This window comes from Streptomyces sp. NPDC086549 (assembly GCF_044746205.1).
Classification (GTDB): Bacteria; Actinomycetota; Actinomycetes; order Streptomycetales; family Streptomycetaceae; genus Streptomyces.
The window spans coordinates 208,128-232,840 of the sequence record NZ_JBIVBS010000008.1; the positions used below are offsets into that span (position 1 = coordinate 208,128).

23 protein-coding genes are annotated in these 24,713 nt (G+C 73.6%); 19 read left to right on the forward strand and 4 right to left on the reverse strand.

Translation table 11 applies throughout. From position 1 onward, the window contains the following. Positions 1-53 precede the first annotated feature (53 nt). Positions 54-419, forward strand: coding sequence for an ArsR/SmtB family transcription factor (locus tag ACIPSA_RS25595; protein WP_402638313.1), 366 nt, complete (start codon positions 54-56; stop codon positions 417-419). Between the two features lie 35 nt (positions 420-454). Here ACIPSA_RS25595 and ACIPSA_RS25600 read toward each other — a convergent pair whose 3' ends face one another. Then, a complete protein-coding gene (locus ACIPSA_RS25600; protein WP_402638314.1) occupies positions 455-1,156 on the reverse strand; it encodes a DNA polymerase beta superfamily protein in 702 nt (233 codons plus the stop codon). A gap of 187 nt (positions 1,157-1,343) precedes the next feature. On the opposite strand from ACIPSA_RS25600, the gene ACIPSA_RS25605 reads away from it, so the two are divergent. Next, positions 1,344-1,922 carry a hypothetical protein gene (locus tag ACIPSA_RS25605; protein WP_402638315.1) on the forward strand — a complete coding sequence of 193 codons (579 nt, stop codon included), beginning with the start codon at positions 1,344-1,346 and terminating at the stop codon, positions 1,920-1,922. Between the two features lie 148 nt (positions 1,923-2,070). On the opposite strand, the gene ACIPSA_RS25610 is transcribed toward ACIPSA_RS25605, so the two are convergent. The 3 genes from ACIPSA_RS25610 to ACIPSA_RS25620 form a co-directional block, all read right to left on the reverse strand. After that, positions 2,071-2,808: an alpha/beta fold hydrolase gene (locus ACIPSA_RS25610; protein ID WP_402638316.1), complete on the reverse strand. Its 738-nt coding sequence runs from the start codon at positions 2,806-2,808 to the stop codon at positions 2,071-2,073. 36 nt (positions 2,809-2,844) lie between these two features. Then, the gene (locus ACIPSA_RS25615; protein ID WP_402638317.1) at positions 2,845-3,993 is read right to left on the reverse strand and encodes an acyltransferase family protein; all 1,149 of its coding nucleotides are present in this window, start codon (positions 3,991-3,993) and stop codon (positions 2,845-2,847) included. A 227-nt stretch (positions 3,994-4,220) separates the two neighbouring features. Beyond that, positions 4,221-5,057 carry a chitosanase gene (locus ACIPSA_RS25620; RefSeq protein ID WP_402638318.1) on the reverse strand — a complete coding sequence of 279 codons (837 nt, stop codon included), beginning with the start codon at positions 5,055-5,057 and terminating at the stop codon, positions 4,221-4,223. A 248-nt stretch (positions 5,058-5,305) separates the two neighbouring features. On the opposite strand from ACIPSA_RS25620, the gene ACIPSA_RS25625 reads away from it, so the two are divergent. Genes ACIPSA_RS25625 through ACIPSA_RS25705 form a run of 17 tightly spaced genes read left to right on the forward strand, consistent with a single transcriptional unit; the run spans position 5,306 to position 24,702 of the window. Then, entirely contained in the window at positions 5,306-6,823 is a 1,518-nt protein-coding gene (locus tag ACIPSA_RS25625; protein ID WP_402638319.1) for a phage tail sheath family protein, read from the forward strand. A gap of 1 nt (position 6,824) precedes the next feature. Beyond that, complete coding sequence (locus ACIPSA_RS25630) at positions 6,825-7,337, forward strand: phage tail protein (RefSeq protein ID WP_402638320.1); 513 nt, start codon at positions 6,825-6,827, stop codon at positions 7,335-7,337. Between the two features lie 23 nt (positions 7,338-7,360). After that, on the forward strand, positions 7,361-8,062 hold the full coding sequence (locus ACIPSA_RS25635) for a hypothetical protein (RefSeq protein ID WP_402638321.1): 702 nt from the start codon (positions 7,361-7,363) through the stop codon (positions 8,060-8,062). Further along, entirely contained in the window at positions 8,059-8,799 is a 741-nt protein-coding gene (locus ACIPSA_RS25640; RefSeq protein ID WP_402638322.1) for a hypothetical protein, read from the forward strand. Before ACIPSA_RS25635 ends, ACIPSA_RS25640 begins: the two co-directional genes overlap by 4 nt. Further along, on the forward strand, positions 8,796-9,986 hold the full coding sequence (locus ACIPSA_RS25645; protein ID WP_402638323.1) for a DUF4255 domain-containing protein: 1,191 nt from the start codon (positions 8,796-8,798) through the stop codon (positions 9,984-9,986). The genes ACIPSA_RS25640 and ACIPSA_RS25645 overlap by 4 nt, the downstream gene beginning before the upstream one ends. Further along, positions 9,983-12,064, forward strand: coding sequence for an AAA family ATPase (locus tag ACIPSA_RS25650; RefSeq protein WP_402638324.1), 2,082 nt, complete (start codon positions 9,983-9,985; stop codon positions 12,062-12,064). The genes ACIPSA_RS25645 and ACIPSA_RS25650 overlap by 4 nt, the downstream gene beginning before the upstream one ends. Beyond that, on the forward strand, positions 12,061-12,405 hold the full coding sequence (locus ACIPSA_RS25655) for a hypothetical protein (protein ID WP_402638325.1): 345 nt from the start codon (positions 12,061-12,063) through the stop codon (positions 12,403-12,405). Before ACIPSA_RS25650 ends, ACIPSA_RS25655 begins: the two co-directional genes overlap by 4 nt. Further along, positions 12,402-13,082, forward strand: coding sequence for a hypothetical protein (locus tag ACIPSA_RS25660; RefSeq protein WP_402638326.1), 681 nt, complete (start codon positions 12,402-12,404; stop codon positions 13,080-13,082). Before ACIPSA_RS25655 ends, ACIPSA_RS25660 begins: the two co-directional genes overlap by 4 nt. Continuing rightward, positions 13,082-13,399 (forward strand): LysM domain-containing protein, encoded by a 318-nt coding sequence (locus ACIPSA_RS25665; protein WP_402638327.1) that lies wholly within the window; start codon positions 13,082-13,084, stop codon positions 13,397-13,399. Before ACIPSA_RS25660 ends, ACIPSA_RS25665 begins: the two co-directional genes overlap by 1 nt. After that, complete coding sequence (locus tag ACIPSA_RS25670) at positions 13,389-14,495, forward strand: hypothetical protein (protein ID WP_402638328.1); 1,107 nt, start codon at positions 13,389-13,391, stop codon at positions 14,493-14,495. The genes ACIPSA_RS25665 and ACIPSA_RS25670 overlap by 11 nt, the downstream gene beginning before the upstream one ends. A gap of 41 nt (positions 14,496-14,536) precedes the next feature. Then, positions 14,537-15,127 (forward strand): phage baseplate assembly protein V, encoded by a 591-nt coding sequence (locus ACIPSA_RS25675; RefSeq protein ID WP_402638329.1) that lies wholly within the window; start codon positions 14,537-14,539, stop codon positions 15,125-15,127. A 10-nt stretch (positions 15,128-15,137) separates the two neighbouring features. Next, a complete protein-coding gene (locus ACIPSA_RS25680; protein ID WP_402638330.1) occupies positions 15,138-15,485 on the forward strand; it encodes a hypothetical protein in 348 nt (115 codons plus the stop codon). Then, positions 15,482-15,850, forward strand: coding sequence for a GPW/gp25 family protein (locus tag ACIPSA_RS25685; protein WP_402638331.1), 369 nt, complete (start codon positions 15,482-15,484; stop codon positions 15,848-15,850). Before ACIPSA_RS25680 ends, ACIPSA_RS25685 begins: the two co-directional genes overlap by 4 nt. Then, entirely contained in the window at positions 15,847-18,666 is a 2,820-nt protein-coding gene (locus tag ACIPSA_RS25690) for a putative baseplate assembly protein (RefSeq protein ID WP_402638332.1), read from the forward strand. The genes ACIPSA_RS25685 and ACIPSA_RS25690 overlap by 4 nt, the downstream gene beginning before the upstream one ends. A 6-nt stretch (positions 18,667-18,672) precedes the next feature. Next, positions 18,673-21,255, forward strand: coding sequence for a putative baseplate assembly protein (locus tag ACIPSA_RS25695; RefSeq protein WP_402638333.1), 2,583 nt, complete (start codon positions 18,673-18,675; stop codon positions 21,253-21,255). Positions 21,256-21,286: 31 nt separating this feature from the next. Further along, positions 21,287-23,398: a hypothetical protein gene (locus ACIPSA_RS25700; protein ID WP_402638334.1), complete on the forward strand. Its 2,112-nt coding sequence runs from the start codon at positions 21,287-21,289 to the stop codon at positions 23,396-23,398. 11 nt (positions 23,399-23,409) lie between these two features. Beyond that, on the forward strand, positions 23,410-24,702 hold the full coding sequence (locus tag ACIPSA_RS25705; protein ID WP_402638335.1) for a DUF6519 domain-containing protein: 1,293 nt from the start codon (positions 23,410-23,412) through the stop codon (positions 24,700-24,702). Positions 24,703-24,713 lie beyond the last annotated feature (11 nt).

Below are 24,713 nucleotides of genomic sequence, written 5' to 3' on the forward strand. Positions count from 1 at the left end.
GGTGCCGCCGCACGACCCGGCGACCACTCCGAAGCAGCAGGGAGCGCACGCGCATGCAAGTCCCCCTCTACCAGGCCAAGGCGGAGTTCTTCCGCATGCTCGGCCACCCTGTGCGCATCAGGGTCCTGGAACTGCTCCAGCACGGCCCCGTCCCCGTGCGGGATCTGCTGGCGGACATCGAGATCGAACCGTCCAGCCTTTCCCAGCAACTGGCGGTCCTGCGGCGATCGGGCATCGTCGTGTCCATCCGGGAGGGCTCCACGGTCCTCTACGCGCTCGCGGGCGGCGACGTCGCCGAACTGCTGGCCGCGGCCCGCCGCATCCTCACCGAACTGCTCGCCGGCCGGAACGAACTGCTGGCCGCCCTGCAACAGGCCCCCCTGTCACCACCACCGGCGACCACCAGCAGCCGCAGGTGACGACCCGGTTCTGCCGATCGCGGAGCGCGGTGCGGTCAGCTCCCTGCCACTTCCCCGGCATAGAGGTGGGCGCGCACGCGGCGCAGCCATGACTCTGCGGCCGCCTCGTCCGGTCGCTCCGGGAGCACGCTGGTGGTCTCGTCGAACGCGGTCTCGTAGGCTCGGAGCACAGGCAGAGCGGCGGCCGCGTCGGCAGCCACTCGCTCGCCGAAGTCGTGGTACTCCTGCGGGTTCTCGACCCGGATGGTCAGCCGGCCCGTGGTGTACAGCTCCAGGCCCTGGTGGCACAACCGCTTCAGGTGTCTGGCGTGCTTGGCGGTGCGCTTGCGCGTGTCCGCGGAGAACGATCCGTCACCGCGGGCTTCCAGGCGCCGGAACTGCTGTGTGGCGTAGCCGAGGTAGGCGTCCCGGACGCGCTTGGCGCACAGCAGCGAGGACCGTATGCCGATCAGCTCGTCCCCGAACGGCGTCCGCACCTCGTACAGCTCGTCGGGCAGCCACACCAGCTCCATCGCGGTCGGATTGCCGCCAAGGGCGAGGCGGCACCACTTCGCGGCTTCGTGCAGGGTGCGGTCCGGGCCAGTGGTGACGTGGGACTCCTTGGGGCGGTGCAGGCCGTGCAGTTCCGCGGTGGGGACGGCGAAGACGCCGAGCCTGTCGATGTCGGAACCCTCATGGGCGAGTCCGTACGCGGTGGAGCCGACGATCCCGGACAGGATGACGTTCGGAACGGGCACGGGCGGCCGCCTTTCTCGTGCTGGGCAGGGAGCCCGGTGTGTCGAGGGTCCATTGTCGTGACGTGCGAAGCCGCGGTCACCTGGATATTCGCCGGTGACGGGGCGCCCTCCGGAGCGCGGTCGGAATGTGTGCCCCCTGAGTACGAGAACTCATGACGCCCGCCCCGACGCCGGGGAGGATCGGGGCATGACAACGATCAAGGCGACCGGGGTCCGGCACGGACTGCTGCCGGTGGCCGTGCTGGCCGTGCTGGCCACGGGGTGCGGAACGCATCGGCCGGGGGACGGCATCGGCGCAGACGGGCCGTCCCGGACCACGGCTGCGACGCCCGGCAGGCCGACGGACTTCCCGTGCCCCGGCGAGAGCCCCAGCCCGACACCGTCATCGGCCGGGGCCACCTCGGGCCCGGCGACGCCGCCCACCGACCACTACGCCGAGAACCACGGCTTCATGGTTCCCCTCCCACTGCACGGCCGCCGCCGCTGCGACGGACTCGCGGCGGTCGAGCACATCGAGAACGCGCTCGAACCACTGCGCAAGCGCGGCGACTTCGATCCGGCGAGCACCCGCAAGGCGCTCACCCACCTCGGCTACTCCGCCGGCAAGGTGCAGTCGTACCAGAACGGCCCCACAGGCGTCGGCTTCCTCATTGACGCCTCCCCGCTGTGCGTCGAGGGGAAGATGAACCGCGACTCCACCCGGGCGGACGCCTTCGGCGGCTACCCCGACCACTCCGGCTGCGACCAGCCCTCCGGCGGTCACTGACCACCGCGAGCAGGGCGACTGCGGCCACGGTTCCTCTCCCTCCCCGTCCCGCTCCGCCGCCAGGACGCACGCCCTTCCCTCCTCCTGGGCCGGCACGTGGAAGGGCGCCGGGCAGGCGGCCGGCTCACCGCCCCGCCTGACCCCCGTGTCATGACCGGCAGCCGGGACCGACGTCTCGGTCCGTCTCCGTCTCCGTCTCCGAATCCAACTCCAGAAACCCCGAGACCGCCTCGGTGAACGCCTCCGGGGCCGCGTCGTGGACGAGATGTCCGACCGGGATGGTGACCATACGGCCGCGCGGGATCAGGCGGGCGAGTTCGGCGACGCCGTTCTGGGGCACATGGCTGCCGGGTCCGCCGGCCACCACCAGGGTCTCGGCGGTGATCCCGTCGAGGCCCTCCAGCCAGGTGGCCGGCGGCGTGTCGATCTGGCACCTCACCGCGAGCACCATGGCCCAGTCGAAGGTCAGATCGCCCTCCGGCCGGACCGGGGTGGTGGCCGGCCGGGGCCTCGGCGCCGAGACATCCTCCAGGACGAGCCGTGCCACCCGCTCGGGCTGTTCGGACGCGACCAGGTAGGCCACGATCCCGCCCATGGAGTGCCCGACGAGGTCCACCCGGTGGAGTCCCAGCACGTCCAGGAACCGGATGACGTCGGCCCGCATGAGTTCGAGGGAGTACTCCCCCGGCCAGTCGCTTCGCCCATGACCGCGCAGGTCAAGGGCGTAGACCCGGCGGCCCCGGGCGAGGGCGGGCGCCACCGTGCCCCAGTCCCCGGAGTCCTCGCCCAGCGCGTGCAGCAAGACGAGCGGCGGAGCGTCCGGCGAGCCCGACACCTGGTGGGCGAGCCGGATTCCCCCGACGTCCACGGAGCGGCGATACGACATGGCCCGAGGCTATGCGAAGACGTCCCGGCGAGGCCCTCACTCGGGTGCCGTGGCCCGGGCCTCAGGGGTGCGTGCGGCGGGCTTGGGGAGCAGCAGGCGTCTCGCGGGACGTTCCACCGCCTCGTACAGGACCCAGGACAGAGCGAGGGACACCGTGAACGTGGCGGCGGTGACGGCAAGGCCGGCGAACACACCGAAGTGCGGGCGGACACCGAGCAGGCCGGTGGCGGACCGCAGGACCAGCAGGTGGGCCATGTAGAAGGCGAACGAGAGTTCTCCCAGCCGCACCAGCCGCCGCCCGCGCCACAGCGAGGGCAGTCCGTGCAGGTCCGCGACGGCCGCAGCCGGGATGAGCAGGGCGAAGCCGGTGAGGGTGCAGGCGGTGGCCGGGTATCCGTCGGTGACCTGCGGGACGAGGAAGTAGCCGATGACCGCCAGGGCGAGCGAGGCTTCCAGGCCGGGTCCGCGCCACCGGTCCAGGAGCACGAGACGGGCGGTGGCGGCGCCGAGGACGAACTCGGGCAGGCGGGCGGCGGGGAAGGAACTGATCGGCTGACTGGCCCAGTGGTGCGCCTCCGCCCACGCCAGAACGAGCACCGCGCACGCCGAGACCCCGGCCAGTGCCACCGCCCCCCGGGGACCGAGACGGCGCAGGAGGAGTGCCAGCAGCGGAAAGGCGGCGTAGAAGAACGCCTCGCAGGCCAGCGACCAGCTGACCGGGTCCAGGGTCTGCCACCACGGGCGCCACCAGGAGTGCACCAGCAGAACATTGGCCAGGGCCTGGGACGGTGTCGGCACGGGCAGACGGGCCAGCGTGTACGCGATGAGCAGCGCGGTCGCGGCGGTGACCAGGTGGACCGGGTAGACGCGGGCGATGCGGCGCCGCCAGAAGGCGAGCGCGCGGTCGTCCGGCCGTGCGGACCACATCAGTACGAACCCGGACAGGATGAAGAAGAACGAGACGCCGGCGCCGCCGGCCCCCAGTCCCCAGGTCACGATTCGGCCACCGGCTCCTCCGAAATAGCCGAAGTTGTGCACGTGCAGTCCGAAGACCAGCAGTGCGGCCACCCATCTCAGTCCGGTGAGGGACGGCAGCGCGGACGCCGAGGCGGACGGAGAGGTCTTGGTGGTGGTCGGGGTGGCACTGACGGACGGTGCCCGGGTCACCCTGGTCGCCGTCGTCATCGTGTCACCTGCCGGAGGATGTTCGTGCGGGGCATGAAAGGGAACGTTGCCCGATCCCCACTTTTCATTCCGGCGTTTTGGGAAACATCACACCCGTGCCGACGAACATCGTCCGCACGACCGGGACAGCCGAGGAGAACACACCCGAATGGCCGATCGAGCGCGGCCGGGCGCCGGCGTGCGCCGACACCGTGCGCCCGGCTCACGCCCGGCTCGCAGCTTCGCGGTCAGCCGATGTGATAACTGTCGCCGTACACCTTCCAGTCCAGCGGCGGGTTCAGGTCGCGGTTGCCCTTGCGCAGGAAGACGCGCTGTTCGGTGTCGACCCTGCTGGTGTCGCTGTGGGCCTCCTCCTGCTTCATGGCCCACACCCGGGCGTCGAGGAAGGCGTTGAGGTACGTCGTCTCGTCGCCCCCCTGGGCCGGCGGCTTCGCCTTGCGCAGGGCCCGCTTGCGGATGTTGCCGAAGCTGGTGGGGTCGTCGCCGTCGCCGTGCATGACGATGGCGTCGTAGTACGTGAACTGGCCGAGCGTGCGCAGTCCGTCGGCCTTGCCCTGGCGCACCGCGGGGTTGAAGTAGACGCGGTCGCGCTCGTCGTTCTGGGCCTGCTGGAACGCCGTGTCCTGGGCTGCCTTGCGCCAGTCCCCGGGGAAGTTCGGATCGAGGCCGTCGTGCGAGTCGGTGCCGTTGACCCGGCGCAGTGCGGGGAGGTACTTGGCGAGGACGTTGCCGGGCTTCCGGTCGGTGTAGAGCTGGACGAGGTCGAGCATGTCGCCGGTGCCGGAACAGAATCCGATGATTCCGGCGGTGTAGCCGCGGCCGTCACCGATGTCCTCGATGTACTTGTACTGCGCCTTCCAGTCGAGTGAGGAGTTCTCCGCGCTCGACACGAGTTTCATGGCGATCTCCTTCTTGGCCGGGTCGTCGAGGCCCGGGGCGGCCGCCGACACCGCCGAGGCGCGCGGCGTGGCCAGGAGAGTGCCGAGGGTCAGGGCGCCGGTCAGGGCGACGAAGGTCCGGCGGGAGGTGCCGGAGGAGGATGCTGGTTCAGGGTCGAGGTGCACCACTGGGGCTCCAACTGGAAGTGGGGGGTGGGAAGTTGGTCCGTACCGCTCTGATAGGAAGGTTTCCTATCAGAAGCTCGACCGGAACCCCTGAGGCAGCAAGTTCGTAGGATCGAACAGGAAGGAAGTCGAAAAACCGGGACGTTCGGCGTTGACGTACGAGTGACGGGCCGGTGACTGGCACCTCGCACCATACGAATCACCTGCCGGCCGCCCGATGCCGCCGGGTGAGGGAGGCAGAGGGCGCCATGACGACGCAATTCTCCTATCCCGGTGTCTACATCGAGGAGATCGAGAGCCCCGTACGGCCGATCGCCGGTGCGGAGACCTCGGTGACGGCGTTCGTGGGGCTCGCGTCGACCGGACCGCGGACGCCCACGACCGTGGAGAGCTGGGCCGACTTCGAGCAGCGGTTCGGCGGACTGTGGGCCGGCAGCGACCTGAGCTACGCCGTCTACCAGTTCTTCCTCAACGGGGGGAACAAGGCGGTCGTGGTCCGCGTCGGCGGCAGCCCGGCGTACGCGGGGGTCGACCTGGGCGACGGGGTGAAACTGAAGGCCAGGACGCCCGGCACGGCGGGCAACGCGATCAGGGCGACCGTGCAGCACGACCCCGGCGACGCCGGCCGCTACGCCCTCCTGGTCTCCGGCGGGGGGACGACGGAGTCGTACGGCGTCTCGGTCGACCCGACGCTGGAGAGCCTGCGCCTGGACCGGGTGCTCGCCACCTCCCAGCTCGTCGAGCCGGACACCTCGGTCTTCGACAAGCGCCCGGCCGCCGTCGAGGACAAGCCGTTCACCGGCGGCACCGACGTCACCCTGTCGAAGTCCGACATACTGGGCAGCGCGACGGCGTCCCCGAGGACCGGTCTGGCCGCGCTGGCCGACGTCGACGTCTTCAACCTCCTCGTGATCCCGAACCAGTTGCCGAAGCCCTCCGGCGGAGCCGACACCCGGGACAGCACCTGGGCCCCCGTGGTCGACGCGGCTGCCCGGCTGTGCGAACAGCGGCGGGCGATGCTGCTGCTCGACCCGCCGTACGGCTGGGACACCGTGGACAACGCGCTGCAGGGGGCCCGGGGCGGACTGCCCGTGGGCGGCGTGACGGCACGCAATGTGGTGGTGTTCTTCCCCAGGCTCCTGGTCTCGGACCCGCTCGGCGGCCCCGACCGCGAGGCGGGCCCGTCCGGTACGGTCGCCGGCGTGATCGCCCGCACCGACACCCGGCGCGGGGTGTGGAAGGCACCGGCCGGAACCGACGACGGCGGGCTGCTGGGGGTGCGCTCGCTCGCCTTCCGGCTGACCGACCAGCAGAACGGCTCCCTCAACAAGCTGGGCGTGAACTGCCTGCGCACCTTCCCGGTCTACGGGAACGTGCTCTGGGGCTCACGCACCTGCCGGGGCGGCGACGACATCGGCGACCCCTGGCGCTATGTGCCGGTGCGGCGGGTGGCCCTGTACATCGAGGAGTCGCTGTTCATCGGCACCAAATGGGTGGTGTTCGAGCCCAACGACGAGCCCCTGTGGTCCTCGGTCCGCCTCAACGTGGGCGCGTTCATGGACCGGCTCTTCCGGCAGGGCGCCTTCCAGGGCCGGACCGCGAAGGACGCGTACTTCGTGCGCTGCGACTCCGGCAACAACCCGCAGGACGCGGTCGACCGCGGCGTCGTCACCCTCGACGTGGGCTTCCGGCCGCTGTCGCCCGCCGAGTTCGTCCACATCCGTATCCAGCAGAAGCGCGACGACGCGTCGGGCCAGGGGAGTTGAGATGGCGCAGTTCACGGTCAACGCCACCCGCCTGGACCCGTACAAGAACTTCAAGTTCCGGGTGAAGTGGGACGGCAAGTACGTCGCCGGCATCAGCAAGGTGAGTGCTCTGAAGCGGACCACGGAGGTGGTCGAGCACCGGGACGGCGGAGACCACTCCACCGCCCGCAAGTCACCCGGCCGCACCAAGTACGAGGCGATCACCCTGGAGCGCGGGGTCACCCACGACCCGGAGTTCGAGGCGTGGGCGAACAAGGTGTGGAACTACAGCAACGACGCCGGCGCCGAGGTCGCACTCGCGGGCTTCCGCAAGGACCTGGTGATCGAGGTCTGCAACGAGGCCGGTCAGCCGGTGCTGGCCTACCAGGTCTACCGCTGCTGGGTGTCGGAGTACCAGGCGCTGCCGGACCTCGACGCCAACGCCAACGCGATCGCCATCCAGCACCTGAAGCTGGAGAACGAGGGCTGGGTGCGCGACGTGGCGGTCACCGAGCCCACCGAACCGAATTTCTGACGGTACGTCAGCGGGGGATGAGGATGGACACGGTGAGTGCCGCCGAGTTGCTGGACGCGTGGGAGGCGGGCTGGGGCCGCGATCCGCTGCGGCGCGGCCTGGCCCTGCTGGCCGCGGCCCGGCGCACCACGCCGGCCGCCGCCGCGGAGGTGCCCGTGGGCCACCGGGACCGGGCCCTGTTCGCCTTCCGGGCGGCCCTGTTCGGCACCGCTGTGGACGCGGTGTCCCGCTGCCCCGGATGCGACACGGAGGTCGAAGTCGCCTTCGACCAGGGGGAATTGCTTGCGCAGAACGAGGCCGCGGCCGGGGACGGGGACGGGGCGACCGTGCGGGCGGGCGGCCGGGACGTCCCGGTGCGCATGCCCACGAGCGCCGACCTGGCCGCCGTACTCGACGCGGGCGTCCCCGATGCCGAGGAGGCGCTCGTACGCCGGTGCGCTCCCCCCGGGGCGCCGGCACCGGCCGTCGGCGAGGTCGCCGAGGCGTGGACGGCGGCCGATCCGCTGATCGACCCACGGGTGGGCCTGGCCTGCCCCGACTGCGGCCTGGCCTGGGAGGAGCCCTTCGACATCGTCGGATACCTGTGGGCGGAGCTGGACGCCTGGGGGCGGCGGACCGTCCTGGAGGTGCACGAGCTGGCACGCGCGTACGGGTGGACGGAGGCGCAGACCCTCGCGCTCAGCCCCTGGCGCCGGCAGTGCTACCTGGGGCTGGTGGGCACGTGACCGGACCCCTGGCGCGGCTCGTCGGCAGAAGCCGCTCCCCCGTCCCCGGCCTGCGTCCCCGCCCGGCCTCCCGCTATGAGCGCCCCGCCGCGGCCGACGGACCGCCGCTTCCGGCCCTCCACGACGCCCCGGAGTCCCCCGTACCGCACGCGGCGGCCCCCGAACCGATCCCCGCCGATGTCGCCGGCGCCCCTGCCGACGGAGCGGGCCCTCAAGAACCCCGGCCGACCGAACCCGCCGACACCGAGGCCGGTGTCCCGGGCCGCGAGCCGCCCACCCGCGCCCTGTCCGTCGTACGGCACCCTCCCGGCGCACGACAGGACGGTCTCGTACGCCGCGAAGGACCTGTGCCACAGCCCCACCCCGCCCCCGTCGAGGCGACGCCCGAGCCGGGCCGCCCGTCGGATCCGCGGCGCGGCTTCCTGCGCGACCCTGCGGAGGCGGCCCCCGCCTCCCCCGGTCGACGGGGCCCGCAGGCCGGCGTCGGCTTCGACCGGCCGCTGCTGCACGCCGAGGTGCCGCCGCCCGAGCTCGTCGCCGACACGCCGGCGTCCGCGGCACCCGGGGAGGCGGAACCGGCCGTCGTGGTCGAGGTCTCCATCGGGCGGCTGGACGTCCGTACCCCGCCCGTTCCCGCCCCGCCGCAGCCGGTGCGGCTGCAGAGGGGCGCGCAGGCGGACCACGCCAAGGCGCTGGAGAACTATCTGCGCCGACGCGCCGAGGGGGAGCTGGGATGAGCAACTCGCTGGCCATCGCGGCCGTGACGGCCACGCTGCGGGCCCGGCTGTTCACCCGGCTCGGCGGCCCCCGGGTCACCGTCTCCCCGCCCAACAAGGCGCCCGACGCGGTCAGCGGCGACCATGTGAACCTATTCCTGTACCGGGCGGACCTCAACCCTGCCTTCCGCAACGCCGATGCGTTCGGCGCCCGCCCCGGTGAGTCCCCGAAGCCCCTGCTGCCGCTGGTGCTTCACTATCTGCTCGCCGCCTACAGCGACGACGAGGGCAAGGCGCACGAGCTGCTCGGCGCGGCGATGCTCGCGCTGCACGACGAGCCGGTCCTGTCCGGGGACGAGATCCGGGCGGCCACCGCGGCGGCGCTGCCGGGCAGCGATCTGCACCTGCAGCCCGAGCGCGTGAAGATCAGCCAGGAGGCGCTGAGTCAGGACGACATCGCCAAGATGTGGACGGCGTTCGGGACGCCCTTCCGGATGTCGTCCGCGTACCAGGTGACCGCCGTCCTCATCGACAGCGCCCTGCCGGGCCGCTCGCCGCTGCCCGTGCTGAGCCGCGGCCCCGACGACCGGGGAGCGGCCGTCCGGCCCGACCCGGGCGCGCCCGCTCTGCTCGGGATCCGTTACGCCGCCGCCGGACAGGTCGGTGCGCTGCCGGGCGAGCAGGTCACGCTCATGGTGGCGCAGCTGCCGAGCGTGGCGCTGACCGCGCGGCTGCGGCACCTGCGTGTGCCGCAGGGCGCGAGCGTGGCGCTGCCCGCGCCCGCCGCCGGGACAGCCGAGCTGACGCTCACCCTGCCGGCCACGGGGCTGCCCGCGGGCCCGTGGGCGCTGGACCTGGGCCCGGCGGATGGCGGCTCGCCCCGCACCAACGAACTCGTCCTGGGCGTGACCCCGGCGGTGACCGCGCTCGCCGCCGCGCCGGCCGGCGGCACCCCGGCGCGTACGAAGGTGACCGTGACGGCCGCACAGCCGGTGCTGGCCGGTCAGCAGGCGGCGGTGCTGATGGGGGCGCGGCAGCTGGCCGTGGGACTGCTGACGGCGAACTCCAGGTCGGTGTCGGTGACCGCGGTCCTGCCGTCCGGCAAGACCCGGGTGCGGTTGCGGGTGGACGGTGTCGACAGCGAGATCGTGAACCGGGCCACCGGCACGTTCCGGACCGGCCCGACAGTGGAGGTGACGATCCCGTGAGCATCGGCGTCCCTGCCGACCTCCGCTGGGAGGAGGCCAACAACCGTTATCTGAAGGCCTCGTTGGTCTGGCTGCGGGCCCGGCTGGAGGCGTTGTCCCGCGTCCCGGACGCCGCGGAGCCGACGGACGGCGGCCGGCGCCGTCCGTCCCGGCGGGGGCGTCAGCCCGAACTGCCGCCCGCTCCCGGGGCCCCGGCGGACACGGGTGCCCTCGGTCCGCTGGCCGCCGCAAGACAGGACGCGGCCGCCGTCCCGGACACCGCGCCGCCCGCGCTGGTCCAGCTCGCGGACCGGTTCGGACTCACCGACTTCGAACGCGACGTGCTGCTGCTGGCGGCCGCACCGGCCGTGGACCCCGGCATCGGCGCCACGATCGCCGCCGCGCACGGCGACCCCATGGCCACCGCTCCGACGTTCGCCCTGGCGCTGCGGCTGTTCGACGACGCCCGCTGGGACGTGCTGTCGCCCCTGCGTCCGCTGCGGCGCCGGCGGTTGGCCGAGGCCGTGCCCACCGCCGCGCAGCCACTGCTCACGGCGCCGCTGCGGACCGACGACCGGATCGCGAATCTGGTGCGCGGCCTCAACCACCTGGACGAACGGCTCGCTTCGGTACTCGAACCGATGGCCGACCCGGCCGCGGGAATCCACTCGCCCGCCTCGGTCCGGGACGCCGAGGACGCGGTGACGGCGGCCGTGCTCGCCGACACCCCCGACGGCCGGTTCCCCGTCGTCCAGCTCACGGCCGTCGACTCCGACAGCGCCGCGCTCGTGGCGGTCAGGGCGTTCGCGCGGCTGGGGCGCGAGGTGTACCGCCTGCGGGCCGGAACGCTGGTCCGGGGCGTGCAGGACCCCGACACGCTGGCGCTGCTGTGGCACCGGGAGAGTCTGCTGCTGCCGGTCGTGCTGCTGCTGGACGCCGTGGACGCCGATCCGGACGATCCGGCTCTGGCCGCCGCCGTACGCCGCCTGCTGTCCTTCGCGGGTGGGCCTGTCGTGCTGGCCGCCCGCGAGGTGTGGCCGGTGGACGGGAGTTCCACGGCGGTGGTCGACGTGACCGTGCCGCCGCCGGGCGAGCAGCGGGCGCTGTGGGCCGCCGCGACCGGGCTGGACCCCGGCGGGGCTCCGGCCGCTCTGGCGGCGCAGTTCCGGCTGAGTCTGCCCGCGCTGCACCGGGTGGCGATCGCCCACCGGCCGGGGCCGGACAGCCCGGCCGCCGAACAGGCCGCGGACCGGTTGTGGGCCGCCTGCCGGGATGCCGCACGACCCCGGCTGGAGTCCCTGGCCCAGCGCATCGTGCCCCGCGCGCGCTGGGCGGACCTGGTGCTGCCGGAGCCGCAGTTGGAGACGCTTCGGCGGCTGGCCGGTCAGGTGCGCGACGGCGCCACGGTGTTCACGGACTGGGGCTTCGCCGAGCGGACGGCCCGGGGGCAGGGCGTCACCGCGCTGTTCTCCGGTCCCAGCGGCACCGGCAAGACCTTCGCGTCCGAGGTGCTGGCGCGCGAACTCGGCCTGGATCTCTACCGCGTGGACCTGTCCGCCGTGGTCAGCAAGTACATCGGGGAGACCGAGAAGAACCTGCGCCGGGTGTTCGACGCCGCCGAGTGCGGCGGGTCGCTGCTGTTGTTCGACGAGGCCGACGCGCTGTTCGGGCGGCGCAGCGAGGTGCAGGACAGCCACGACCGGTACGCCAACATCGAGGTGAGCTATCTGCTGCAGCGCATGGAGGCCTACCGGGGCGTCGCCGTGCTCGCCACCAACCTGCGGGCCGCGCTGGATCCCGCGTTCCTGCGGCGGCTGCGGTTCGTCGTGGAGTTCACGGTGCCCGGTGAGGAGGAGCGGCGCCGGCTGTGGGAGGCGGCCTTCCCCGACTCCGTACCCCTGGCGGGCGGCCTCGATCTGGCTGCGTTCGCCGAGTTGCCGGCCACCGGCGCGGCCATCCAGGCGATCGCGCTGGGCGCGGCCTTCTCGGCGGCGGCGTCCGGGCGACCGGTGGACACCGCGATGGTCCTGGCGGCCGCCCGCGCCGAGTTCCGCAAGCTGGACCTGCCGCTGCCCGTACTCGCCGGGGAGGCGTCATGACGGTGCGGAGGATCGTGGTGCGCATCGACCGGGTGGTGCTCGACGCGGCTACGGCCGGGGGCCGTTCGGCGGCAGAGGTGGCCGAGGCGCTGGGGGCGGCGCTGCGGGCGGACCTCGTCGCGGCGGCGGGTACGGCGGCCCCGGACGGCGAGGTGTCCGTGGGCCGGCTGCGGGTGACGGCCGAGAGCGACGGCGTCGACGCCGTAGCCCGGGCGGCGTCACGGGCGGTCGCCCGCGCGATGACGGACGGGGGCGGCGGCTCCGGTCGAACGGCACGGTCCGACGGTGACGGCGCTCCCGGCCGTCGCGTCCCCTCGCAGACGGGCGGTGACGGCCGATGACCTCCTCCTTCCTGCCCGGCACCCCGGTCGTGCCGCGCGGCGCGATCGCGCTCCTCGACCCCGCCACCGGTGCCGTCCTACGCGTGATCGCCCTGCAGTACAACCCCGACACGCTCACCCGCACGCTGCAACCGCAGGGTGTCGGTGCCGAGGCCGGGGAGCGGAGCGAGGCGTTGCGGCTCAAGGGGCCCGCGCACGAGACGGTGAAGGTGGACGTGGAGCTGAACGCCACCGACCAGCTGGCGGACCCGTCCGGTGCGGACGCGGACGTCGTGGCCCGGTTCGGGCTGCTGCCGGTGCTGGCCGCGCTGGACCAGTTGGTCAACCCGACCGCGGGGGCGCTGCTCGGCCAGGACAGCGCGGCCCGCTCGGGGGCGTTCGAGATCGCGCCCCTGGAATCGCCGCTGACCGTCTTCGTGTGGAGCCGTGACCGCGTCGTACCGGTGCGGATCACGGAGTTCACGGTGACGGAGGAGGCGTTCGACGCCCAGCTGCACCCGATCCGGGCCAAGGTCAGCCTGGGGATGCGCATCCTCACCGTCGACGACCTGGGCTTCACCCACCGGGGCGGGGCCCTGTTCCTCGCCCACCAGCGGCGCCGCGAGCAGCTCGCGGCGCTGTACCGCTCGGCCCGTCCGGGCATGACGATCCTCGGCACGCCACCGGGAGGCAGTTGATGTTCACCGCCGCGAGCCGCTACCACGGCATCGACGTCGCCCGGTACGAGCCGCCGGGCGGCGGCGACCCGATTCCGTACGTCCGCCGCAGGCTGCTGCCCGACCCGGGCTCGCTGACGCCGCTCGGCCTGCACACGGTGACCGAGGCCGACCGTCTGGACCGGATCGCCGCCGCCGCGTTCGGCGACCCCGAGCTGTTCTGGCGGATCGCGGACGCCAACCCCGCGCTGGATCCTGAGGAGTTGACGGCCCGGCCGGGCCGCCGGCTGCTGATCGCGCTGTCCGCCGCTGCCGCCGGGAGCGTCCGTGGCTTCTGAACTGCTGCTGGCGCTGCGGCTCGGTGCCGTGCGCGCGGAGCCCGTGCCGCGCGAGGTGGCGGACGCCCTGCTCTCGGTCCAGGTGACCGAGGGCGTCGGCAGGTCCGGCGGCTTCCAGCTGCAGTTCGGCACCGCCAAGCGCTCGCTGCTGTTCGCGGAACTGCTTCCGGGGGGCGCGCTGGACCCGCCGGCCCGGGTGCAGCTCGTGCTCACCGTGCGCGGGCGGACGACGGTGCTGATGGACGGCGTGGTCACCCGTCACGAGCTCGCCCCCTCCGCCGAGCCGGGGCAGGCGAAGCTGACGCTCACCGGCGAGGACGTCTCCCGCATGATGGACGTGGTCGACTTCAGCGGCGTCAAGTACCCGTGCTTGCCGCCGGAGGCACGGGTCGCGGTGATCTGTGCCAAGTACGCGATGTACGGGCTGGTTCCGGCGATCGTGCCGAGTGTGTTCATGGTGCCGCCGAACCCGTTGAAGGAGGTGCCCAGTCACCAGGGCACCGACCTCGCCTACGTCAGACAGCTGGCCGCCCAGGCCGGTTACCTGTTCTTCGTGGAACCGGGGCCCGAGCCCGGCCTCAACATCGCCCACTGGGAACCGCCGAACAAGCTGGGTTCGCCGCAGGACCTGCTGCTGGTGAACTGCGACACGGCGAGCAACGTCGAGAACCTGTCCTTCTCCTTCGACGGCTTCTCTGCCACCCAGTACGTCGTGCTGGTCCAGGAGCCGACGACCAGGTTCCCGATCCCGGTGCCCGTTCCCGATGTCACCCCGCTCAGCCCGCCCATGGGCCGCCGCCGGCCGCTGCCGCTGAAGGTGGAACCGATCCGCGGCCTGGCCAAGCTGACCGCGCCGCAGGCCGCGGGCGTGGCCCTGGCCCGGGCCGCGGACAGCTACGAGGTGATCTCGGGCCAGGGCAGCCTCGACGTCCTGCGCTACGGGACGCCGCTGCGCCCGCGCCGGCCGGTGCCGGTGCACGGAGCCGGAGAGGCGTACGACGGGACCTACTACGTCAGGAGCGTCACGCACTCGATCAAGCGCGGTGCCTACACCCAGCAGTTCAGCCTGACCCGCAACGCCTTCGGCCCCCTGTGAGCGATCCGCCGCAGCCGGTCGGCGTGAGGAGACGAGACGTCATGACGAGCATGGACGACATCGGTTACGTGGAGTCCCCGGGCCTGCTCAGCCCCGCCCAGCGCGCGGACGGCGAACCGCCCGGCGCGCGCCGCTTCTACGGCAAGTACCGGGGCGCGGTCGTGCAGAACACCGACCCGCTGGGCATGGGGCGGCTGCTGGTGAGCGTGCCGGACGTGTTCGGACTGTTCCCGACCAGCTGGGCGATGCCGTGCGTACCGCTCGCCGGGCTGCAGTCGGGGGTGTTCGTGGTGCCGGCCCCGCAGGCGGGGGTGTGGGTGGAGTTCGAGGGCGGCAACCCCGACCATCCGATCTGGACCGGCTTCTTCTGGGGCAGCCGCGCCGAGACCCCGGCCACCGCCAGCACGCTCGTCCCCGCCGCCCCGGCCTTCCTGGTGGAGAGCACGGGCAAGAGCAAGGTCGTGGTCAGCGACAGCCCGGTCCCGCCCATGAAGGGCGGCGGGGTGCTGCTGCAGTCGCCGACCGCGTCGATCACCGTGGACGGCGCGGGCGTGACCATCACGGCTCCGACCGTCAACATCGTCGGCCTGGTCAACATCAACAACGGCGCGCTCGTCGTGAAGACGGCGTGAGGGGGCGGCCATGCCGGGATTCGCCCTCACCACGGTCACGGCGCTGACCTGCACGCACCAAGGACAGGTCACGCTGACGCCCGGTCAGCAGCAGGTGTTCGCCGACGGCGCGCCGGTGGTGACAACGGCCGACCTCAACGTCGTCGCCCCGTCCTGCGCCCTGTCCTCGTCGCAGCCTCCCTCGCCTTGTGTGAAGGTCGACTTCGCCCCGGCCGCCGCGGCCCGGGTCCTCGTGCAGGGCCGCCCGCTCGTCGTGCAGCCCGCGGGGCCGGGCACGGGTCTGTGCCTGTCCGCCGCGCAGGTGCCGCAGGGCCCGCCCGTCGTGTCGGCGATCCAGCAGCGGGTGGTGGCCACATGAGCACGCACCTCGACTTCCCCTTCCAAGTCGACGCGCACGGGCGGTCGGCCCGCACCACCGACGAGGGCCATGTCCGCGATCTGATCGAGCAGTTGCTGTTCACCGTGCCCGGCGAGCGCGTGAACCGGCCCGACTTCGGCTCCGGTGTGCTGCAACTGGTGTTCGCCCCCGGCAGCCCGGAACTGGCCGGAGCGGTGGAGTACTCCCTCCAGGCCGCGCTCCAGCGGTGGCTGGCCGACGTGATCCAGGTCGAGCGGGTCGAGGTCGAGACCGAGGAGGCGGAGCTGCGGATCACCGTCGGCTATGTGCTGCTCGCGACGGGCGAGGCGGGCACGGCCGTACTGGAACGGGGGACGGGAGCATGACCGACGTACGTGACCTGCCGCCCTGCCTGCCCGGCGAACGCACCGACCGGACCCGGGACAGCGGGCTCGGCGCGGTCGTCGCCGTGGACGTCGACCGGGCCGGGCGCGCCCTGCGGGTGCTGCTGCTCGGCTCGGCGCCCGATCCGCTGCCCGACGCCGGGTGCGTGCGGATCGACGGGCCGGGGCGGGCGGTGCGTGCCGTGGACGTACGGGTGGAGGGCTCGCCGCCGCCCACCCGGCAGGCCACCCTGCTCGTCACCCTGGACCGCCTCGGCGACCGCTCCCCCTACACGCTCTCCCTCGTCGACCCGGCCCGGCCGGACGCCCCGTTCCCCGGCCTCGACCCCCGGCACAGCGGCGCGGAGTTCACGTTCACCGCCGACTGCGGCGAGGAGACCGACTGCGCGCCCGCGCCCCGCCCCCCGGCCCCCGCGGCGCCCGCACCCGCCCTCGACCACCTCGCCAAGGACTACGCGAGCTTCCGCCGTCTGATCCTCGACCGGCTCGCCCTGACCGCGCCCGAATGGGCCGACCGGGAGATCCCGGACCTCGGCGTCACCCTCGTGGAACTCCTCGCCTACGTCGGCGACCGGCTCTCCTACCGGCAGGACGCGGTCGCCACCGAGGCCTACCTCCACACCGCGCGGCTGCGCACCTCGGTCCGCCGCCACCTGCGGCTGGTCGACTACCGCATGCACGACGGCTGCAACGCCCGCACCTGGGTGCACCTGGAGGTCGAGGAGCCCTCGGTGCTGCACGCGGGAACGTACTGGTTCGCCACCGCCCTGCCCGCCGGACCACTCGTCTCCGAGACCGAACTGCGCGGGATCACGGCCCACTTCGAACGGTACGAGCCCGTCGTGCCGGCCGATCTGGCGCTGCGCCCGGCGCACAACCGGATCCGGCTGTGGACCTGGGACGGCGAGGCGTGCCTCCTGCCCGCCGGGACGACGTCCGCCACCCTGGCCGACCCCGGAACGGAGTGCGAGCGTCTGCTGGATCTCGGGCCCGGCGACGTGCTGGTCCTGGAGGAGGTGCGGGGACCGGTCACCGGCGTGCCCGGCGACGCCGACCCCGGCCACCGGCAGGCCGTACGGCTCACCGCCGTGGAGAAGATCACGGATCCGGTGCACCGGCAGCCGCTGCTGCGGGTGACCTGGGCCGAGGAGGACGCGCTCGCCTTCCCGCTGTGTCTGGCCGCCGTCGGCGGTGAGCGCTGCTGCCTCGCCGAGGACGTCGGCGTGGCCCGCGGCAATGTCGTGCTGGTCGACCACGGCGGCAGTGGCACGCCTCCCGTCCGCCTCACCGCGCCCACCCCGGCGGACCGCCCGGTGGTCTGCGACGGACTCGGCCGCCCACGGCGGACCGAGGCTCCCCTGCGGTGGCTGCCCCGCCTGGACACCGGCCCGCTCACCCGGCGCGCCCCCTACCCCGACCCGGCCCGCACCGCCGCCGCGCAGGCGCGGACGCTGGACGCGATCCCGGCGCGGGCGGCCGAAGCCGTCGAGGACATGTACCGACGGGTGGCGGCCGGCGCCCCGCTCACCGACGCCGACCTCGCCCTGGCCCGCACGCTGTGGGGCGAGCGCGCGGTGGCCGACGCGGGGCTGGACTCGGCCCGCGACACCCGGGAGCGGCGGGCCGCGCTGGTGCTGCTGCGCTCCCGCTCCGCCGCGCTGCTGGCCCGCCGCACCTCGCGGCTGGCCCGGCTCGCCGCGCGGGCCCGCACCGGCACGCCACTCGACGCGGACACCGCCGCCGAGTTGGTGGCGGGCTGGGGTCCGGTCCTCGCCGCCGGGCTCGACCCGGCCGACCCGAGGGTCGCCGGGCCCGCGTCGGCCGCCCTCACCCAGGATCCCCGGGTCGCGCTCCCCCAGCTGACGCTCACCTCGGCGGGCGAGCACTGGGCGGTGCGGGCGGATCTGCTCGACAGCGGCCCCGCCGATCCGCACGTGGTGGCCGAGGCCGACGACGACGGCACCGCCCGGCTGCGCTTCGGCGACGGCCGGCTGGGCCGGGCCGTGACGGCCGGGCAGGAGTTCCGGGCGGGCGTCCGGGTCGGCAACGGGCCCGCGGGCAACACCGGCCCGGACACCGTGGTGCACGTCGTCGTCAGCGCGCCGACCGGCGCCCGTGTCACCGCCGTACGCAATCCGCTGCCCGCGACCGGCGGCATCGCGCCCGAACCCGTCGCCGACGCCCGGCTGTTCGGGCCCACCCAGTACCGGCACCGTCTGGAGCGGGCGGTCACCGCGGACGACTACAGCACGCTGGCGGGCGAGGTGCGCGGGGTGCAGCGGGCGGCCACCGACCTCGCCTGGAACGGCAGTTGGTACGAGGCCGACGTGGCGGTCGACGCCCTCGGCCGCACCGCTCCGCCGGCCGCGCTGCTCGGCGCGGTGCGCGACCGGCTTGAACACGTCCGGCGGATCGGCCACGACCTGCGCGTGGACCCGCCACACACCGTCCCGGTGGACGTACGACTGCGCCTCTGCCTGGCCCCGGACGCCCGGCGCGCCGCCGTGGAGCGCGAGGTGCGCGCCCGGCTCGGCAACGGCACCGGAGGGCTGTTCCACCCCGACCGGCTGACCTTCGGCAGCGACCTGTACACCGGGCGGCTGGTCGCCGAGGCGATGGCGGTGCCCGGTGTGGTGTCGGCGACGGTGCTGCGGCTGGGCCGCGCGGAGGCGGCCGCAGCGCCCGTCCCGGACGACGGGGTGCTGGCCTTCGGGCCGCTGGAGATCCCCTCGGGCGGGGCTGACCCTTCGGCGCCCGGCCCCGGGGTGCTGCGGATCGATCTGGTGGGAGGACGGTGAACGCCCATGTGCACCACCGGTGAGGGCCTTTGCTGTTGCACGGCTGAGGCGCGGACTCCGCTGCCGACGGAGAACCCGCCCGGCGCAGCGGCCCTGCGCGCCCGGGCAGGCACACACGCGGCCTTTCTCGCGGCGATGACCCGGGCGCTGGCGGCCTCCGCGCACCCCGCACTCGCCGCGCTCACCACCCGGGACCCCTCCGACCCCGCCCTGGCCCTGCTGGACGCGTGGGCCTGCGTGGGCGACGTCCTGACCTTCTACCAGGAGCGCATCGCCGACGAGGGCTACCTCGGCACGGCCACCGAACGCCGCTCCCTCGCCGAGCTGGGCCGCCTCATCGGCTACCGCCCCCGCCCGGGCCTGGCGGCGGATGGCTGGCTCGCCTACACCCTGGATCCCGACCCGGCGGACGTCGAGGTGACCGTCCCCGCCGGGTCGCAGGTGCAGAGCGTGCCGGATCCGGGCGCCCAGCCGGTCGTGTTCGAGACGGCGGAGGAGCTGGTGGCGCGGCCGTCGTGGGGGATGCTGCGGGCGCGGGTGCGGCGGGCGATGCCGATGACGCGGGACTGTGCGCTGGGGCTGAGGGTGGTGTACGTCGACGGCGTGAGCACCGGGCTCGCCCCGGGCGACCGGCTGCTGTTCCACTTCGCCGACGGCAACAAGCCGGAGGTAAGGATCGTGGAGTCGGTCCACGCCGACCCGCTGGCCGGTACGACCGCCGTCAACCTGGTGAGGATCTCCGACAAGTACGAGCGGCGGTGCCGGGAGAGTGCCGGGAGGACGGACGGCGCCCCGCGCTTCGTCCGGCTCGACGTGCTGCGGGTCAGGGCGGCTCCCTTCGGCGCGGCGGCGCCGCTGAAGCGCGTGTCAGGTCCCGTGATCGGAGCGGCGGCCGCGGCGGAACCCGAGTTCACGGAATGGCCGTTGGACACGGAGCTGTACGACCGGGGCGAGGCGCGGCGGGTGCGGCTCCCGCTCGACGGGGACCACCCGCGGATCCTTGCCCGCAGCTGGATCGTCGTCGACCCTCCGGACGGCGGCGGTGTCCCGCACGAGGTGCGGAATGCGCGGAGCGTCGGCCTCACGAGCTACGGGATCTCCGCGCGGTCCACCGAACTCGCCCTGGCGGAGGAATGGTTCGGCGCGTCGGTCACCAGTCTGAAGGATCTCCGCGGCTACACCGTCCACGCCCTGGCCGAACCCCTCTCCCTCGCCCCCGAACCCGTCACCGACGACGTCACGGGCCCGTACATCGATCTCGACCGCGTGATCGAGGGGCTGCCTCCGTCCCGCGCCGTCCTGGTCACCGGCACACCGTCCGAAGGCTCCGTCCCCACAGGGGAGGTCGCCCACGTCGTGTCCGCGCACACCGTCACCGACCCCGGCCGGCCGGGCGCGACCCCGTACACCGTGCTCACCCTCTCCGCCCGCCTGCGCCGCTCCTACCTCCGCGACACCGTCACGGTGTGGGGCAACGTCGCCCCCGCCACCCACGGCGAGACCAAGGACGAACCCGCACTGGGCAGCGGCGACGCGGCCCTGCCGAGCCAGCGCTTCGCGCTCGGGGCGCACCCGCTGACGTACGTGGCGGCACCGGACGCCGACGGCGAACAGGCCGCGCTCACCCTCCGGGTCGCCGAGACGGAGTGGCACGAGACGGACGAGATCGCGCGCGGCGGCCCGGCCGACCACAGCTACGAACTCCGTACGGACGACAGCGGCACCGCCACCGTCACCTTCGGCGACGGACATCGCGGCGCCCGGCTGCCCACCGGCACGGGGAACGTCGCCGCCCGCTACCGCGTCGGCATCGGCCGCTCCGGCAATCTGCGGGCCGGGCAGCTCAGCCAGTTGCGCACCAAACCCGTCGGGATCAGCGCCGTGACCAACCCGCTGCCGACCAGCGGCGGCACGGACGCCGACACCGACGCGGCGCTGCGCGCCCGGGCACCGTTGCCGACGCTGGCCATGGACCGTCTCGTCGGCCTGCGCGACTACGCCGACTTCACGCTCGCCCGCGCCGGCATCGGCAAGGCGGCCGCCACCCGGCTCGCCGTCGGCGGCCGCGAACTCGTACACGTCACCGTCGCCGGTGTCGACGACGCCGCGATCGACCCGGACTCGGCCGTTCTCACCTCCCTGCTCACCGCGTTCCGCCGCTACGGCGACCCCGGCGTGCCGGCCGCCGTCGCGCCCCGCACCCGCTGGAACCTCGTGGTCCAGGCCCGGATCGGCATCGATCCCGACCGGTCCGCGGCACTGCTGGAGCCGCACGTCCGGGCGGAGTTCGAGCGGGTCTTCGGCTTCGAGGCCAGGGAGCTGGGCCGGAGCGCGTACCTGGCGGAGGCCGTGGCCGCGCTGCAGGGCGTGCCCGGGGTCGTCTTCGTGGACATACGGCGGTTCGGCGCGACGCCCGGGGACACGGCGGCCGACGCGGACGCGGTCACCGGGGTCGCGCAGCGCGTGCTGGCCCGCCCGGCCCGCGTCGAGGGCGACCCGCTGTCGGAGGCCGTTCTCCCGGCGGATCTCGTCATCGCCGCACCGGGCCTCCCCCGCTTCGTCGTACTGGATCTGGAGGTGACCCGATGAACCGGCCGTCACAGCGCCCGGGGGTGGCCCGATGACCGGCCCGCCCGCCGACCGCCTCTACGAGCTGCTGCCCGCGATCCACCGCATCCGCGACGAGGAACAGGGGTTCCCGCTGCGGGCGTTGCTGCGGATCGTCGAGGAGCAGGTCGGGGTGATCGAGGACGACCTTGATACCTGGTACGCCAACTGGTTCGTCGAGACGTGCGAGGAGTGGGTGGTGCCGTACATCGGCGCCCTCGTCGGCGCCCGCCGCCCGCCGCCCGGCACCTCACCCGGCGCGATCCGTGCCCTGTCGCCGCGCCGGGACGTGGCGGACGCCATCGCGAACCGGCGCCGCAAGGGCAGCGCCGCGGCGCTCGAAGCGGTCGCCCTGGACAGTTCGGGCTGGCCGGCGCGGGCGGTCGAGCTGTACCGGCACCTGGTCCGCGCCCAGCACGTACGGAACGTGCGCCCTGACCGCCCCGCCACCCTCGCCGTGCGCGACACCCTCGCCTGCGCCCGGCTCGGCGGTCCCTTCGACGACGCGCCGCACCTGGTCGACGTACGGCGGCCGGACAGCGCGGCGACCCGCGGGCTGCACGGCATCCCGGGCCTGGCGCTGTTCGTCTGGCGGTTGCGGGCCTTCCCCGTGACGAAGGCGCCCGCGTTCTGCATCGACCAGCGCTACAGCCGCTATCTGGTCAACGTCCTCGGCATCGACACCCAGTTGTTCGCCCCGGCTCCGCAAGGCCCGGCGCCCGCACGGGTGTCGGGTCCGGGCGATGTGCCGCACCCGGTGGGCCGGGAGGAGTTCGCGGACGCCGTCACCGAGTACTACGGCCCCGGCAGGAGCCTGCGGATCTTCCGGGACTCCCCCGGCAACCCCGTACCGGCGGAGCGGATCGTCGTCGCCGACCTCACCGGCTGGCACTACCGGCCCCGGCCCGGCCAGGTCGTCGTCGACCCGGTGCTCGGCCGGATCGCCTTCCCGCCGGACGAGGCTCCGGAGGAGGGCGTGTGGGCGGACTGGCACTACGGTTTCGCCGACGCGATGGGCGGCGGCGCTTATCCGCGCCCGGTGACGCCGGTCGGCGGGCGCAGACTGTACGCGGTCGGCGGGACGGACGGTCTGGGCTCCCTCTCGGCCGCGCTCCGGCAATGGCGAAGGGACAAGACCGCGGACCCCTCACTCCACGAGGCCGTGATCGAGATCCGGGACTCCGCCGACTACACCGAGGCGGTGCGGATCGACCTCGACCCGGACGACCGCCTCGAAGTGCGCGCCGCACCGCATCAGCGCCCCGTCGTCCGCCTGCTCAACCAGAAGGCCAACCGCTTCGACGCGCTCACCGTGCGGGCCACCGCGAAACTGCCCCCGCCCGGGACCACCGCCGACTGCCCGCCACCGGCCGCACGGCGCCCGCGCCTGGTCCTGGACGGACTGGTGGTGACGGGCCGCAGCCTGGACGTGGTCGGCCAGATCGGCGAAGTCGTCCTGCGCCACTGCACGTTGGTGCCCGGCTGGGAACTCGACCACGCCTGCCGTCCCCGCTGGGGCGCCGAGCCGTCCGTCGAACTGCGCCGGACCACCGCGCGGTTGCGGGTGGAGCACTCGGTGATCGGAACGATCGTGGTGGACCAGGACGAGACGAAGGGCAACCCGCTCGACATCGAGATCCTGGACTCCGTCGTCGATGCCACAGCCGACGACCTCCCCGCCCTGACAGCCCCCGAGGACCGCTTCGCGCACGCCGCGCTCACCCTGCGCCGCTGCACGGTGCTGGGCGACGTACGCGTGCACCTCCTCACCCTCGGCGAGGACAGCATCATCACCGGCTGTCTGCACACGTGGCGCCGCGACACGGGTTGCCTGCGCTACTCGTACGCGCGGGCGAGCCACCCCGGTCCGCCCCGCTACCGCTGTGTGCCCGCCCCGGGGACCACCGCTCCCCGCCCCCTCTTCACCAGCACCCGCTACGGCCACCCCGCCTACTGCCAGCTGCATTCCTCCTGCGACCCGCTCATCGCCGCCGGCGCCTCCGACGGCTCCGAGCTGGGCGCCTTCCACGACCTGTACCAGCCCCAACGTCTGAGCAGCCTCGTCGACCACCTCGCCGAGTACGTGCCGCTCGGCGTCGAGGCGACCGTCATCACCGCCACCTAGGGGGACGCGCCGTGCACGGTGACTTCTCGAACATCACCTTCTCACCCGACCGCACCTACTCGACCGTGTTCGACCTTCAGGGCCGGGTGGGGCTGGACGCCAACCGCAACGAGCAGACGGCGATCCTGCTGCACTGCCTGCGGACGGCGATGTCCGACCTGGTGGGCCCGTACGCCGGACCGGCCGGCAACCTGGGTTTCGAGATCTCCGAGGCGGGGCCCGGCGGCTTCGCCATCGGTCCGGGCCGCTACTACGTGGACGGCATCCGCGTGGACAACCCCGCGAAGGTCACGTACGCCGAACAGCCGTACGCGTTCATCGACGCGGAGGGCGCCGACAAGCTCCCTTCGGGAAGCTACCTCGTCTACCTCAAGGTCTGGGAACGGCACGTCACCGAGGTCGAGGACCCCTCGCTCCACGAGCCCGCACTCGGCCTGCACCAGCCCGACTCGGCGAGCCGCGCCCAGGTGGTGTGGCAGGTGCGGGCGCTGCCGCTGAGGACGCGGGCGAACCCGCTCACCCGGTTCGCCGCCGAACGCGAACCGGCCCGGGGCACGGGAATCCTCGACGTCCGCACCAGCCGTGACGACGGCGCGTCGGCTGATCCCTGCACCGCGGCGCCCGATGCCGAGTACACCGGCGAGAACCAGCTCTACCGGGTGGAGATCCGGCACGGCGGTACGGCGGCCGACGGCGCGACGTTCGTGTGGTCGCGGGACAACGGCTCGGTGATCCACCCGATCCGTCGGATCGACGGCACCAAGGTACAACTGGCCTCGCCGGCCCGGGACCTGCACACCGCTCTCGAACCCGGCCACTGGGTCGAGGTGGTGGACGACGCGGTCTGCGTCCGCCGCGAACTCGGTCTGCCGGCCGCGGCGGGCCCCCTCCACAAGGTCGAGGACGTCGACCCCGGCACCCTGACGGTCACCCTCGCGACCGCCCCCGACCCGCTGCCTTCCCTCGACCGCCACCCCTACCTCCGCCGCTGGGACCACACACCTCCCGACGGCGCGGCCGACGGCGCGATCCCGGTGGTCGAGGACGGCCGGCTCCCCCTGGAACACGGCATCGAGGTCCGCTTCCTCCCGTCCGCGGAGGGGAGCCCCGCGCACGAGTACCGCACCGGCGACTACTGGACCTTCGCGGCCCGCCGCACCCTCGGCACGGTCATCTGGCCCTACCCCGAAGGCAGTCCCCCGCACGGGGTGCCGTATCACCTGGCGCCACTGGCGGTGGTGACCGGAACGACGGTGAAGTTGTTGCGGACGTCGTTCGCGCTGCCGTTGTCCTCAGACCAGTGAGAGAGGCCACG